Here is a 15216-nt window from a genome sequence, read left to right as displayed (position 1 = left end):
GCTGTTAATCATTATTTTATTATGCGGCGTGCCGTGACATAATGCTTGGACCAGTAGGCTGAACCAAGGTTTGAAACCGTTACGCCGCTGCTGCTAGCTGCATGCAATATTTTGTTGTTGCCGGCATAGACCGCAACATGAGAAATTTTGCCTGTGCCCGTCGTTTTGAAGAAGACAAGATCACCCTTACTTAAATACGCTTTATCAACCTTCGTTCCTTTAGTAGCTTGCTCAGTTGTTGTTCTTGGAATATGAATTCCGATCTCCTTGAATATGTATTGGGTGAAAGAGGAGCAGTCAAAAGCGGATGATATGCCGCTTGGTGCTCCGAATCGATATGGAACGCCTAAGTACATATGGCCTGTGGACAATAGCTGCTCGGCCTCAGGCGTCGCGGCCTTAGCCTCGTCGGAGTATCCGAAGGCAAGCGCCGTTAATCCGATGGTCGTGCTGAGCATGACGCCGACAATACGTTTGAGCCATGGTTTCGTGTGCAAGTTCATCATATCCCTCCGTAGCTTAAGTTCAGCAATTGTTGGGATAACTATAACATATCGCGCCTCCCCTAAAGTTTACCAAAGAAAATGAAAAACACGGTATTACAGGGGTTAAGCGTCTTTCTGAGATTTCAGTGAGAAAATTCTCATTAAGATATGAAAATCATGAGAACATTGGAAGGAGCGGCATCCAGTGACGAAATTAACGTTCCGCGGTACGGGTGATTCGATGGGAGTTCCTCGTGTTTACTGCAATTGCATTGTATGCGAGGAGGCCAGGAATACAGGTATTAATCGGCGTTATCGCTCCACGCTTCAAATTGAAGATGAGGAGCTCGGCCATATGTGGATTGATTGCGGTCCGGATTGGGGTAAGCAGATGGAAGCATCCGGATTGCGTGAACTCGACCGGATGCTTATTACTCACGCCCATTTTGATCATATTGGGGGACTGGTGGAGTGGGCAGATGCTTGCCGCTGGACGAATCGGCAAGGAGAGGCATTCGCTCCGACGGTGACGATCAGTGAAATATTAGCGAGATTCCCTTGGCTGCAAAGGCAAATTCATTTTGATTCAGCGGATGCGGGCTTAACGATCGGCGGTTGGCATATTCGAACTTGGCGTGTGAATCACGGTAAGAACGGCTATTCGTATGCCTTTCGATTTGATCATGCTTCAAGGGGCATATCATGGGCATATTGCTCAGACGCCATCGCACTAACCGAAGAACAGCTAGAGCCGCTTTATGGTCTGGATCTGCTAATTCTAGGTACGAGCTTTTATGAAGAGCCATATCCGTTTGAAACGCGTTCGGTCTATGATGTTAAAGAAGCGCTTGTATTAATTGAAGAGCTTCGTCCAGGCCGAACCTTGTTTACACACATTTCTCATGATATTGATCTGCGCAGCAGTTACTCGCTCCCGGAAGGTGTTGATTTCGCAACGACGGGAATGAGCGTTATTTTATAACCGATTAGTAACTGGGAAGGGATATAGATGTTGCGAAATTTGTCGTCTTGCGCGAATGATCGCGCGCGATTACAATGATTGTTGGACGATACCGGCGCCCATTCGCCGGTCGAACAGAATCGGAGGCAATGATAGAGCAAGTGGACATGGATATTTTCGGCGTGTTCAGTATTATTGGTACGATCGCCTTCGCGGTCAGCGGAGCGATTGTAGCAATGGAGGAAGAGTACGATATTTTGGGTGTATTCGTGCTCGGCCTTGTAACGGCATTCGGGGGCGGGGTTGTACGCAATCTGTTAATCGGAATTCCGGTGTCGACACTTTGGAATCAAAGTGATTTACTCAAAATTGCGATGATCTCGATGATTATTGCATTCGTGATGCCGGTATCCTGGCTGAAGAAGTGGAGAAGAAGCGAGGCGTTCTTCGACGCGATTGGCTTGTCGGCATTTGCGATCCAAGGTGCTCTATATGCGACGCACATGAATCATCCGGTAAGCGCGGTGCTGGTAGCGGCTATGCTGACAGGTATTGGCGGCGGAATGATTCGCGATGTGCTTGCTGGCAGGAAGCCGCTTGTGCTGCGGGATGAGATTTATGCCGTATGGGCGATGGCTGCAGGCTTATGTATTTATTACAAGTGGTTCGAAACGACCGTCGAGCTGCTGCTGTTGTTCGTCATTATAATCGTGATGCGGATGCTGTCCGTATACTACAAATGGAGCTTACCGAAACGATCGCTTAAGCACGCGTTCTCTCAATCGGTGTATGATCGTGCTGAGCATCATCAGAAGCAGGAGAGGCAGGCTGCAAAAGATCAGGCTGCACGGGTACCTCATGAGTCTAGTGCAACTCTCGCAGCAGCAGGAGAGGCAGGCGCCGGTTCGGTAAAGAAAGGCTGGTGGCATCGATGACTCGGGTATTATTCGTATGTTTGGGTAACATTTGCCGTTCGCCAATGGCGGAAGCGGTATTTCGACGCAAAGTGCAGGAAGCGGGATTGGCGGAGATGATTCAGATCGACTCGGCCGGAACGGGAGATTGGCATATTGGCAAGCTTCCGCATGAAGGGACGCGCAAGCTGCTGGATCAACGCGGAATATCGTATGAAGGGATTCGCGCTAGGCAAGTATCAGGAAGCGACTTCTCGACGTTCGATTATATCGTGTGCATGGATACGAGCAACGAGCGCAACATGAACGACATTCGTCGTTCGCTGCCTGAGCAGGGAATTGGTGGAGCAAAGTTGATCAAGCTGCTGGACCTTGTTCCGGAAGCCGGAATGAGCGATGTGCCGGACCCTTATTATACCGGCAATTTCGAAGAAGTGTACGAGCTCGTCTCGACAGGCACAGATCGACTTCTAGCGAAGATTCGCCAAGAGAAAGCGATGTAGTAGCTATATCATTGGGGCGGTCTAGAAAGTCAGTTATATCGCTGACTTTCTAGACCGCCCCTTTCTTCCAGTTCAAGCTCGTGTGTACCGAAGCAATAGGAGATTGCTGGAACACTGGACCAGCTTGATAGAAGACACGTATATTGATTTGCATCCAACTTTTATTTTCAGGAATATCTATATATTTACATATAAGATTTAGATATGCTTTTATTACAAATATATATTTATTAGTGGATGCAATGAAAATATCGTGATCAGATCATCTTTTTAAGGTAAAAACAGGAATAATAAAAAAAGAAAAATAGAATAGTGATTGTAGAATTAAGAATGTCTGTTATAGATTAATTGAATGACTCAAACCTGGAATCATGTTGATTTTTGACATAAAAATGGTAGCATAATAGGTGGAAGTAAAAACAAACTTGAAGATCGGTTAACATACACTTTAAATGAGCTTAACGAAAACGATTTCGATTTTTTGGCAAAACAAAAAAGGAAGGTGTTTACAAATAAGAAACTAAATGTTAATATATGCTCGTATCCCAATAATAGAATAGGAGGAATATGATGAAAAGCTTAAAGAAAAGATTGATGTTAGGAATTGGTGCATTGCTTTGCGCGTCCTTGAGTTTTACCAGTGGTGCTTCGGCGGCGGGTTCGACTCAATACGGAAATATTGGAGGCTATCTTGCAACCGGGTCTCTTAATTATGGCAGCAATAGTGCTACTGCCATCACTAATTTCGGCACGACAGCCAGATTAGCTGCAACTGTTGCTTTCTCTTATTACTATAATAATTATCAAGTAGATGCTGTTTCTTGGGCTATTGAAAAACCTGGCACTTCTTTCGTGGCAGCCACAGCAAATGCAAAACATGTACCAGCTATTCCGAGGTACGCATCAGGTACTCACAAAGTAAGCTACCAGAACTACAATTGGGCAGCGTTAACAGATTTATAAATCTAATGCACCGTGCAACCGAAAGAAGTTTCACAACTTCTTTCGGTTTATTTTCAATGAAAACAAGATGACTGAAGGTGTGAATAATGCTTGGAAGGGCTTTACGAATAATGAGTATATTGTTGTCAATTGGATTGGTTATGACGGCATGCCAGAAAGAAACTCGAAATTATAGTAACGACTATAATAGTTCGACTGATTTTCCTTATTTGTTTCATATGCAGGGCGATGGTATATTTGTAACCCCAACAGAGAATGGATATTATTTTCTAAATGATTCCCTGCTCTACTACGCGGATAAGAATAATATGCAACCGGTATTGCTCGATAACCGCCCGGAGAACGATTGCTTACATCCATCTAATCAAGGCGAGGTTCGAAATTGCTTTGCCTATGTAAAGCATGACCCTGCGTTTCGCAACAATTTTCTAGGCTATTACAACGAAAAGCTTTATACCTTGGAAAGCGGAGAAGTATGGGAAAAAGATGCCGAGAACCAGTTCAAAACCATGCTTATTGAAATTTCCAAAGACGGCTCGACCCGCAAGGTGAAAAGGGTGTTCGATGCTGTACCGAAATCTGTGGCAATTCACAGGGGGATGCTTTATTACTCCTTGAGAAGCTTCAATAAAGAATCAAACGGAAGCTCGCAATTGATGCAAGTAAGCCTGAATAGCTCCAAAAAACCAACGCCAATTTATTCAGGAAGCTCGGATAGCGTGATAGCCGATATATTGCCATATGGGAAAAACATTTATTTCTATGAATTGTCTGGACTCTCGATTCGTTTGATGAGGTATGACATTGAGAAGCAGACGACAACAAGAATGTTTACCAGCGACGATAGTCATATGGCTAAGTTAGAAGGGATTTATAATCAAAATCTACTGTATAATATTACGGTTAATGCGAACGTTCCTCCTACAGTAGAACTGTTAAAGGACAAACAGCATCGGACTGTATTCGCGTCAAATTTGGAAGGCGGGGACTCAAGCGAGCTTCCGATTCAGAGAGATTTTTTCTCGTTTTATTATGTAAGCGGCGATTATTTCTATGCTAGACCTGTTTTCCCGTATTTGTTCATGGATGATTTAAAAGATCAGCTAAAAGACGTTCCACATGAATTGACGGTGTATAACAAACAGTATGAGATTGTAGACAAGATCGATATGTCGTTCCTTCCGATTGATCATTCATTCATGATCGGAGATGACCGCTATATGTTTATACAGTATACGAAGGACGGCAAGAAGGTCATGGAATATTTAGATAAAACGGAAATCGGAACGGGTAAAGCTGTTTTTAAGCCATTATTGGAAAATCCGGTTTTTTAAATGCCTGTATCTAGGAGGTATCAGATGAAGCTTATTGGATATGAGTATCTGAAATGGCTCCATAAGCGGCTTCTGGTTGCTCTAATTCCGATACTCCTGATTGGCAATGGCTACCTCTATATTACGGATCAGTACAATAAAAACGGGTTTATCATTGCTAATAAAGAAGCATACGACCGGGCAGAGAGGGAGTATACCGCAATGCCTGTGGAGCAGGGGTATGCGCGGATTAAACAGCAATATTCGGAGTTGCTCCTATTTCAAGCGATTACGATGGCTGCCCGGAATCCGGATAATGAGGCGATGGCGGCGGAACTGGCGCGAATAAAGAGTGAGTCGCCATCTATCATGGATTTGTTCTATAGCAGAGGCTATAACGAACGTTTGGATCAACTGCAGCGGGATACTATAATAACCGAGCAATTGGTCAAGCAATTCGAGGCTATGCGTGACTATACCGTCTATTTAGACGGAATTAAACAACAGGCAGACAATTTATTAAGCGTTTCCATATTTCAGAATGAACATTCATTCTCTTACCGCAATATTGTAAAGACTCCGAAGGACTTCGCCGAACTGAAGGAACTTCCTTTGCAGTTGGGTCGAGAATGGGGTATTGTGTCTGCGACAACATTTTCAATCACCGATTTGCTAATTGTTGTACTGCTTTTTCTATTATGTATTTATCTATTTCAACAGGACAAGGATTTGGGACTCATTAAGCTTGCACGGTCGACTGCCAGGGGGAGGCTGCCACTAGCCGTTTCAAAGCTTATAGCGCTGCTCACTATGTCGGTATTTCTGTCAGTCATCTACTATGGAGAGTTACTGCTGCTCGCACAGCATCTGTACGGATTTGGCGATTTATCACGGTATGTGCAGTCGATGGAGTCATTTCGCTATTGCAATTTACCGCTTACCGTAGGGCAGTATCTAGCTCTATTCATCGCTTGCAAGGTGATTGTCAATCTTGTTGTGGCCATAATTATTGCGATGTTATTCATAGGACTTGGCAATATTCTCTCTGTATATGTTAGTCTCTTTGGTTTTTTTGCGTTTGAATATTTAACCTACCGCTTTATTCATCCATTATCCAACTTTCAGTTTTTTAAGTACATAAATGTGTTGGCCTTTTATAATGCTTACGATCTGCTTGCTGTATATCGAAATTTGAATGTGGCGGGATATCCTATTTGGTATCCGGGAATCGCTGCTTTCGTATTTGTGGCAATAATTGTGATGTTATTTACTGTTTGCGTTATGCTATTTTCGCTCCGAATGCCGTCGGCTTCAACCTCTCACATCCTGCACAGGCTTGCACAGCCGTTTCACAAATTACGGAGACCGATAGCCTCGGTGCAATTGTTTCGTCATGAATGGTATAAATTTATTTTTACTGGAAAAGCGTTTGTAGTACTACTAGCAGCTTTGCTGCTTGGATATCTCGACTTGGATAAGAAAGAACTCAATTTTAATGAAGAGGATGCCTATTATAACAGCTATTTGACTGATTTAACGGGTACGCTAGAAACGTCTAATGAGCAAATGATTCTTGATGAAAAACAGCGTTTTGATGAACTGCCTCTGCAATATGAACTCATATTGAAGCAATATAGGGATGGGGACCTTTCAGCTGCGCAATATATCGAGGAGAAAGAGAAGCTGGATCTTATCGCGCTCAAGGAAAAAGCTTTTAATCGGGTATACAATCAATATTTATATTTAAAGGATATAAAGGATACAAGAGGGATTACCGGAAGTATGCTCAATGAGCTTACAACCAACTATTTGTTTCGAAATTCATTTCGGGATCTCGTGAATGGCTGTATCTTTACGATCTTGTTAGCAGGAGCGCTCAGCGCGATATTCCCACTCGATTACCGTAATGGAATGATAAACATAATACGAGGCACGCAGCGCGGCCGGATGACGTTATTTGTGATTAAGCATATGATCGCCTTCGCAGCAACGGTTACGATTGGTATTATTCTGTACGCACCTTCGATTTATAACCTTATAATCAATTACCCGGCGATTGACTGGAATGCTCCGGTACAAAGTATTAACGTTTATGGGCAGCTGAAAGCTGTGATGACAATCAAAGCCTTCGTATGTGGAGTGTTCGCCCTACAGCTATTCGGTTCTTTGATTGTCTGCATTTGTATGCTATACGTTACCAACATTATGAAGAATAGAGCGCCTGCTCTGCTGCTTATATCGAGCATTTTCATTATTCCGTTTCTTGTTTCATTAGCTGGCTTCGAGGAAATAAACAATTATACCTTTTCAGGTTTCTTTACGCTCTTCGATCGTCTTGCCGATGCTCAATCCTTTGCATCGCTCGGCATATATTCAGGTCTTATGCTTTGCGTGTCAGCGCTAGCGCTATTTATGAGTTGGCTGCGCTATACGAATCTGAATAGCAAGGGAGTGATCTCGTGCTTCTATCGATTAATTCGATCAGCAAAAGTTACAATAAAGGGAAGCACCAGGCGTTGGACCGATTCACATCGGAGTTGAGTCCTGGAATTTATGGATTGCTTGGCCCTAACGGCGCAGGTAAATCTACACTTATGAACATCATAGTAGATAATCTGAAGCCTGATTCGGGAGAAGTATTGTTTAACGGTGAAAGAGTATCAGATTTGGGAGCTGCTTACCGTTCGCGAATCGGATATATGCCACAACAGCAGGGGCTTTACGATGATTTTACAGGTCACAGATTTCTCTGGTATATGGCGGCGTTGAAAGGATTAACGAAAAAGACTGCGAGAGACAAGATTGAACAATTACTGGAGGTAGTTAATTTATCCGAGTCTCGAAATAAGAAACTGGGCTCTTATTCGGGCGGAATGAAGCAGCGTATTTTGATTGCTCAGGCCCTTCTTAATGATCCGGATATTCTAATCCTTGATGAGCCGACGGCTGGACTTGACCCGAGAGAGCGAATACGGATTCGGAATTTTATTTCAGAAATTGCTCAGAACAAAATCGTATTGTTGGCTACACATGTAGTAACAGATATCGAGTATGTAGCAAAAGAGGTGCTGCTGCTTAGAAAAGGCAAGCTTATCTTTCAAGGAAAGCCAACGCAGGCGATTGAACAAGTTAATGGAAAAGTATTTGAAGTGCAGGTTAAGGCAGAGGAACTTGAAGTCATTCAGAGGCAATATAAAATAAGCAATATTTCTGGTGATGCATCGGGCGTTACGGTGCGTATTGTTGGCTCAGCAGGCTCAGAGCCTCCACAACCAATTGGACGATATATGGAGGCTGTGAGACCTAATCTAGAAGATGTGTATTTGTACTTCTTTGAATAAGTTTTTCATGTCTGTAAAGCAGTGACTATTTGGAGCTCGTTTGGGCTTCAAAAGTTAGCTGCTTTACTTCTTTGTACGGGGGGGTGTATCTCCAGAAGAGTGAATCAATGCCTTACAGCGGTTATATCGTTTCATGAACTTGATACTACGCGATCTCGACAGCAATGATGTAAGGAGATACACCTCTCGATTCTATCGATCCAAGAAATAAGCTAACGCCGCAGGCAAATCCTTCTGCCAGAAGCCCCAAGTATGCTTGCCGTCGCGTTCGAAGTAAGTCGTCTTCGCTCCACGTTCCTCAAATAATATCCGCGCGTTTCGGTTAAGTGCAACGAAATCGTAAATCCCGCGGTCGGTTTCATATGCATTCTCTTGCAGTCCGACGGTCATGTAGATATCAAGCCAAGATAAATCGCTCGTTGCAGCAATTAGATTCCGGGATGCAGGATAGAATGCGCCAGACAGAGAGAGGACGCGGTTGAAAAGCTCCGGATGCTCAAGCGCAATATGCAGCGATACCGTTCCGCCTAGCGAGTCACCGGCAAGCAGTCGTTCAGAACGTTCGCGGCGAACAGGATATTTGCTTTCGATGAAAGGTAGAAGCTCCTCTGCAAAGAAACGGACGTAATTCGCATATCGGTTACCGTCCGGCGAATATTCCTCCGTCCTTACGCTTTTGTCGACATCAACGCCGACAATGATGAAAGGTTCTACTCCCTCATCTAATATAAGCTGGTTTGCGATTGTCGCCACCCGACCGAAGTTGAAGAAATCTTCGCCATCTTGGCAGAAAACAACCGGATAACTTAATACTTCATTATAACCAGGCGGCAGAAATACACGAAGCTTGCGTTCCCCTTCAGGCAAATAACGGCTTGGAACCGTCTCCTTGTTCACTGTACGTTTTAAATATTTATCATCCATGGATATGACTCCTTTCTTCTGCATGAGAACCTCTGTTAGTGGGCAAACAATAGAGAGAAACAATGGCGTTCTGCAGTGAATGATCGCTTCGGTGTACTATTCTGTATCACTAATAAAGAAGTTCTGTTACATATACAATTTCATTAAAAAACCGCCTGAAACATTAAAAAACCGCGGTTTTTATGTTTTTTGTTTTGACCATATTCTCAAAACAGGTTTATAATAATTCTATAACAGACGCATGCGATATTCAAATATTAATATGAGGTGAGCGTTTACGATGAGCAAAGTGGTGACTAAACAACCGTCTTACGAAGTTCAGTCCGAACCTGTTCAACCGTTGTCCATTTTGTCGCCGGAAGGCGAAATCGTGGCACCGGATTTGGTTCCGGCTCTGTCCGACGAGCAGCTGAAAGAAATCATGTACCGGATGGTGTTCACCCGTACTTGGGATGAGCGCGCCGTTAACCTTGGACGCCAAGGCCGTCTCGGCTTCTACGCGCCGGTGTCCGGTCAAGAGGCTTCGATGGTGTGCAGCGAATATGCATTGAATAAAGAAGACTTTATTTGCCCTGGTTACCGCGATATGCCGCAGCTCGTATGGCATGGCCTTCCGCTGTACCAAGCTTTCCTATATTCCCGTGGCCATCAGCATGGCGGTCAAATTCCGCAGGACGTTAACGTACTGATGCCGCAAATCATTATCGGCGCGCAAGTGCTTCATGCAATGGGCGTGGCGATGGCATTTAAGAAAAAAGGTGAGAAGCGCGTTGCGATCACGTATACGGGCGACGGCGGTTCGTCTGAAGGCGATTTCTACGAAGCACTGAACTACGCTGGCGTGTTCAAGCTCCCAGTTATTTTCGTCGTACAAAACAACGGCTATGCGATTACGACTCCGTATGCGAAGCAAACAGCGGCGCTGTCTGTTGCTCATAAAGCAGTAGCAGCAGGTATTAAAGGTGTTCAAGTCGACGGTATGGACCCACTCGCGGTATACAAAGCAGTATCCGAAGCTGCAGAGCGTGGCCGCAATGGCGAAGGCGCAACGCTGATCGAGCTGATTACGTACCGTTATCGTCCGCACTCGATGGCAGACGACACGACGAAATATCGCACGAAGGATGAAGAGAACGATTGGGCAACGCGCGATCCTCTCGTACGCTTTGGCAAATACCTGGAAGCGAAAGGTCTCTGGACGGAAGAAGACACGAACCGTGTTAAAGATGAGGCGAAAGCTACGGTGAATGAGCACATCAAGAAAGCCGAGCAGACGGAGAAGATGACGATTCCTGGTCTGATCGATTCGATGTTCGAGAAACCATTCCAGCAGCTTGAAGAGCAAAAGGCTGACTTTCAATAATAACGACTAAACTGCAGAAGGAGGATTCCATCGATCATGGCTCAAATGAATATGTTAGAAGCGCTGCGCGATGCGATGCGCATTGAATTGAAGCAGGATCCTAACGTTCTTATTTTCGGTGAGGACGTTGGTAAGGTGGGCGGCGTATTCCGAGTAACGGAAGGGCTGCAAGAGGAATTCGGCGAAGAGCGCGTATTCGATACGCCCCTGGCTGAATCCGCAATCGCCGGCATGGCGGTCGGCTTAGGCACGCAGGGCTTCCGCCCAATTGCAGAAATCCAGTTCGTTGGCTTTATTTATGAGGCTATGGACCAAATGTTTGTACAAGCTGCCCGTATGCGTTACCGTTCCGGCGGCCGTTACAACTCGCCAATCGTATTCCGTACGCCATTCGGCGGCGGCGTTAAAGCGGCTGAGCTGCATACGGACTCACTTGAAGGTCTTGCAGTGCAAACGCCAGGTATCAAAGTTATCGTGCCTTCGAATCCGTATGATGCGAAAGGCTTGATGATTTCCGCTATCCGTGACAATGACCCTGTATTTTTCATGGAGCATTTGAATCTGTACCGTGCATTCCGTGAAGAAGTTCCTGAAGGCGACTACACGGTTGAGATCGGTAAAGCGAACGTCGTTCGTGAAGGTAAAGACGTTACGATTATTGCTTACGGCATGATGGTTCATACGGCGAAGAAAGCTGCTGATGAGCTGGCGAAAGAAGGCATCGAGGCAGAAGTTATCGACCTTCGTACGCTGCTGCCGCTTGACATCGATACGCTGGTGAAATCGATCCAGAAGACGAACCGCGCGATCGTCGTACAAGAAGCACAGAAAACTTCCGGCGTAGCTGCAGAGGTTATTGCACAAATCAACGAAAAAGCTATTTTGCACCTCGAAGCTCCAGTACTTCGTGTTGCGGGTCCTGATACGGTATATCCTTTTGCACAGATCGAAGATGCATGGCTGCCGTCGCCTGAACGCGTCGTAAAAGCAGCAAAACAAGTATTGAACTTTTAATGACCTATTTATCGGGTATGTTATAGATACATGAGGGAGGAACATTCGGATGGCTAAGTTCGAATATCGGTTCCCGGAGCTCGGCGAAGGTTTGCATGAGGGCGAAATCGTCAAAATGCACATCAAGCCAGGCGACGAGGTTAATGATGAGAGCATCTTGATGGAAGTTCAGAACGATAAGGCAATCGTAGAAGTGCCTTGTCCGGTAGAAGGTAAAGTTCTTGAAGTGTTCGCGAAGGATGGCCAAGTATGCCATGTCGGCGAAGTAGTTGCCATTATCGATGTAACCGGCGAGCTGCCAGAAGGCGCTACGGTTGCGGCAGACAGCGCAACTGCTCCTGCGGCTGAAGCACAAGCTCCGGCAGAGGCACCAGCGCAAGCAGCAGCACCTGCTCCTGCACCGCAGGCTGGCGGCGCACTCGTGTTGGCAACGCCAAGCGTGCGCAAATATGCCCGCGAACAAGGCGTAGACATCACGGCGGTGACGGGCACTGGCAAGAATGGTAAAGTAACGCGTGAGGATATCGACGCATTCAAATCCGGCGGTGCTACGCCGGCGGCAGCTGCTTCTGTCGAAGCGGCAGCAGCACCAGCACAAGCAGCTGAAGAGAAAGAGGCCGTAGCGGCAGCTCCGGTAGCAGCTGGAACTGCTTATCGTCCAGAAGAGCGCATTCCGTTCAAAGGCATTCGCAAAGCGATCTCGAACGCAATGGTTAAATCGATGTACACGGCGCCGCATGTTACGCTGATGGACGAAGTCGATGTAACGGAGCTCGTCGCTCTTCGTGCGAAGTATAAACCATTCGCAGAGAAGAAAGGCATTAAGCTAACTTACCTGCCGTTCATCGTGAAGGCGCTCGTAGCAGCATGCCGCGAATTCCCGATCATGAATGCAACGCTGGACGAGGCTGCACAAGAAATTGTACTGCGCAAATATTACAACATCGGCATCGCAACCGATACGGAGAACGGCTTGATCGTTCCAGTTATCGAGGATGCTGACCGTAAAAATATTTACACTGTTGCAAGCACGATCAGTGATCTGGCCGTTCGCGGCCGCGAAGGCAAGCTCGGTCCTAACGAACTGAAAGGCAGCACGATTACGATTACGAATATCGGTTCCGCTGGCGGCATGTTCTTCACGCCTGTCATCAACTTCCCTGAAGTTGCGATTCTCGGCACGGGCCGTATCTCTGAAAAAGCCGTTGTGAAGAACGGCGAAGTCGTAGCTGCGCCTGTTATGGCATTGTCGCTCAGCTTCGACCACCGTCTCATCGACGGAGCAACAGCTCAAAACTTCTTGAACTACATCAAACAGTTACTGGCACAGCCTGAACTGTTCATCATGGAGGTGTAACGTAATGGTAGTAGGAGACGCGTCTCTTGATATCGATACTTTAGTCATTGGTGCTGGCCCTGGCGGTTACGTCGCGGCAATTCGTGCAGCACAGCTTGGTCAATCCGTACTTTGCGTAGATAAAGCAAACGTAGGTGGCGTATGCTTGAACGTTGGTTGTATTCCTTCTAAAGCTCTCATCTCGGCTGCTCACCAATACGAAGCAGCTACGCACGGCGCAGCGTTCGGCATTACGGTTGGCGATGTTAATGTTGACTGGAGCAAAGTGCAAGAGTTCAAAAACGGCGTAACGAAAAAGCTGACGGGCGGCGTTGCATCGCTGCTCAAAGCGAACAAAGTTGAATATTTCAACGGCGAAGTTATGTTCATCAATGCGAACGAAGCGCGTGTATTCAACGATCAAGAAGCACCGCGCTACCGTTTCAAAAACTGCATTATCGCGACGGGCTCCCGCCCAATCGAACTGAAAGCATTCCCTTATGGCGGTCGCATTCTGTCCTCGACAGAAGCACTGTCGCTGCCAGAAATTCCGAAGAGCCTAGTCGTTATCGGCGGCGGCTACATCGGTATCGAGCTGGGTCAAATGTACAGCAAATTCGGAACGAAAGTGACGATCATCGAAGGCGCAGACGCGATTATGCCTGGCTTCGACAAAGATATGTCCAACATCGTTGCGAAGAAGCTCAAAACGAAAGATGTTAACATCGTAACGGGAGCTTCCGCTAAATCGGCTGAACAAACAGCAGACAGCGTGAAAGTAACGTATACGGTTGGCGACAAAGAAGAAGTTGTGGAAGCAGACTATCTGCTCGTAACGGTAGGCCGTCGTCCGAATACGGATGGTGAGCTTGGTCTTGACCTGATCGGCATCGAACTGACCGACCGTGGTCTTGTGAAGGTCGACCACCAAGGCCGTACGAACATTCCGCACATCTTTGCAATTGGCGACATCGTTCCGGGTGCAGCTCTTGCTCACAAAGCAATGTATGAAGGCCGCGTAGCTGCTGAAGCGATCGCTGGACTGCCTAGCGTCGTTGACTACAAGTGCATTCCTGCAGTTGCGTTCTCCGATCCAGAGTGCGCGGCAGTTGGTTACACGGAGAAAGAAGCGAAAGAAAAAGGCCACAACGTGAAAGTGGGCAAATTCCCATTCGCAGCGAATGGTCGTGCTCTGTCGCTTAACGGTACGGAAGGCTTTGTGAAGATCGTATCCGATGCGGATAACGGCCTTGTGCTCGGCGCACAAATCGTCGGTATTGAAGCTTCGAACATGATTGCTGAGCTTGGTCTTGCGATTGAGATGGGTGCTACGCTCGAAGATATTGCATTGACGATCCACGCTCACCCTACGCTTGGTGAGATCGTTCTCGATGCAGCGGAAGTGGCACTTGGCCACCCAATCCACGTATTCACGAAGTAATTGAAGTGATTGAGAGGTCTGCGGTATGAATGCCGCAGGCCTCTTTTTAATGTAAAGCTACATATAATAAGGTCAGCGCATCACAGTCTATTTTTATGAAAAGGTGGCTTGTGCATGACCAACGAAATGGCATCAACGGGGAATAAGAAACGTGCTTCTGAATCACGTGCTATTTTGACAGAGATCGTTTTTCCTTCGGATACGAATCATCTCCAGACGATGTTCGGCGGCATTGTGATGGAATATATGGATAAGGTAGCGGCGATCTCGGCAATGCGGCACTCTCGAACAGCAGTCGTTACGGTATCGACTGACAGTATAGATTTTGTCGCTCCGATCCGGGTCGGTGATGCGATTATCGTCGAGTCGTTCGTGACCTGGACGCATCGAAGCTCGATTGAGGTATACGTGAAGGCTGTAACTGAAAATTTGAAGACAGGTGTCCGCAATACGGCAGTAACAGCCTTTTTCGTCTTTGTGGCACTTGGCGATGATGGCCGTCCGACGGTGGTGCCAGGCGTTATACCCGAGACCGAGGAGGAGCAGGAGCTGTACATAACCGGCCGTGATCGTTATCTTCTCAGACGGAAAAGGATTGATGAGCGTAAAGGGCATTCTTAGATCTAGCGTCATATTTTTCGGTCAGTCGCCCTAGATG

Annotated in this window: 14 protein-coding genes; 12 read left to right on the top strand and 2 right to left on the bottom strand. The window is 46.4% G+C overall.

Features of this window, described 5'->3' with window-relative positions; all coding sequences use genetic code 11:
* Nucleotides 1-11: 11 nt before the first annotated feature.
* Complete coding sequence (locus PXY01_RS00620) at nt 12-503, bottom strand: C40 family peptidase (RefSeq protein ID WP_127566660.1); 492 nt, start codon at nt 501-503, stop codon at nt 12-14.
* Nucleotides 504-690: 187 nt separating this feature from the next.
* On the opposite strand from PXY01_RS00620, the gene PXY01_RS00615 reads away from it, so the two are divergent.
* The 7 genes from PXY01_RS00615 (at nt 691) to PXY01_RS00585 (ending at nt 8480) form a co-directional block, all read left to right on the top strand.
* Entirely contained in the window at nt 691-1467 is a 777-nt protein-coding gene (locus tag PXY01_RS00615; RefSeq protein WP_174721787.1) for an MBL fold metallo-hydrolase, read from the top strand.
* Between the two features lie 128 nt (nt 1468-1595).
* Nucleotides 1596-2381, top strand: coding sequence for a trimeric intracellular cation channel family protein (locus PXY01_RS00610; RefSeq protein WP_307719359.1), 786 nt, complete (start codon nt 1596-1598; stop codon nt 2379-2381).
* Complete coding sequence (locus PXY01_RS00605; protein WP_127566226.1) at nt 2378-2863, top strand: low molecular weight protein-tyrosine-phosphatase; 486 nt, start codon at nt 2378-2380, stop codon at nt 2861-2863. The genes PXY01_RS00610 and PXY01_RS00605 overlap by 4 nt, the downstream gene beginning before the upstream one ends.
* 570 nt (nt 2864-3433) lie before the next feature.
* Nucleotides 3434-3826 carry a hypothetical protein gene (locus PXY01_RS00600; protein WP_164744254.1) on the top strand — a complete coding sequence of 131 codons (393 nt, stop codon included), beginning with the start codon at nt 3434-3436 and terminating at the stop codon, nt 3824-3826.
* 134 nt (nt 3827-3960) lie between these two features.
* Nucleotides 3961-5160 (top strand): TolB-like translocation protein, encoded by a 1200-nt coding sequence (locus tag PXY01_RS00595; RefSeq protein ID WP_127566222.1) that lies wholly within the window; start codon nt 3961-3963, stop codon nt 5158-5160.
* Between the two features lie 24 nt (nt 5161-5184).
* On the top strand, nt 5185-7680 hold the full coding sequence (locus PXY01_RS00590; protein ID WP_127566220.1) for a hypothetical protein: 2496 nt from the start codon (nt 5185-5187) through the stop codon (nt 7678-7680).
* On the top strand, nt 7656-8480 hold the full coding sequence (locus PXY01_RS00585) for an ATP-binding cassette domain-containing protein (protein WP_246027747.1): 825 nt from the start codon (nt 7656-7658) through the stop codon (nt 8478-8480). Before PXY01_RS00590 ends, PXY01_RS00585 begins: the two co-directional genes overlap by 25 nt.
* Before the next feature lie 192 nt (nt 8481-8672).
* On the opposite strand, the gene PXY01_RS00580 is transcribed toward PXY01_RS00585, so the two are convergent.
* On the bottom strand, nt 8673-9404 hold the full coding sequence (locus PXY01_RS00580; protein WP_127566213.1) for an alpha/beta hydrolase: 732 nt from the start codon (nt 9402-9404) through the stop codon (nt 8673-8675).
* Nucleotides 9405-9696: 292 nt separating this feature from the next.
* Between PXY01_RS00580 and pdhA the strand changes: the two genes are divergently transcribed.
* The 5 genes from pdhA (at nt 9697) to PXY01_RS00555 (ending at nt 15179) form a co-directional block, all read left to right on the top strand.
* Nucleotides 9697-10767 carry a pyruvate dehydrogenase (acetyl-transferring) E1 component subunit alpha gene (gene pdhA, locus PXY01_RS00575; protein ID WP_373864267.1) on the top strand — a complete coding sequence of 357 codons (1071 nt, stop codon included), beginning with the start codon at nt 9697-9699 and terminating at the stop codon, nt 10765-10767.
* Between the two features lie 36 nt (nt 10768-10803).
* Entirely contained in the window at nt 10804-11781 is a 978-nt protein-coding gene (locus PXY01_RS00570) for an alpha-ketoacid dehydrogenase subunit beta (RefSeq protein WP_127566209.1), read from the top strand.
* A 49-nt stretch (nt 11782-11830) separates the two neighbouring features.
* Nucleotides 11831-13138 (top strand): dihydrolipoamide acetyltransferase family protein, encoded by a 1308-nt coding sequence (locus PXY01_RS00565; RefSeq protein ID WP_127566207.1) that lies wholly within the window; start codon nt 11831-11833, stop codon nt 13136-13138.
* Between the two features lie 4 nt (nt 13139-13142).
* Nucleotides 13143-14558 (top strand): dihydrolipoyl dehydrogenase, encoded by a 1416-nt coding sequence (gene lpdA / locus PXY01_RS00560; protein WP_127566205.1) that lies wholly within the window; start codon nt 13143-13145, stop codon nt 14556-14558.
* A 114-nt stretch (nt 14559-14672) separates the two neighbouring features.
* Nucleotides 14673-15179: an acyl-CoA thioesterase gene (locus tag PXY01_RS00555; RefSeq protein ID WP_246027746.1), complete on the top strand. Its 507-nt coding sequence runs from the start codon at nt 14673-14675 to the stop codon at nt 15177-15179.
* Nucleotides 15180-15216: the final 37 nt, after the last annotated feature.

This window comes from Paenibacillus xylaniclasticus (genome assembly GCF_004001065.1).
Classification (GTDB): Bacteria; Bacillota; Bacilli; order Paenibacillales; family Paenibacillaceae; genus Paenibacillus_T; species Paenibacillus_T xylaniclasticus.
This window is presented reverse-complemented; position numbering and strand designations above follow the sequence as displayed.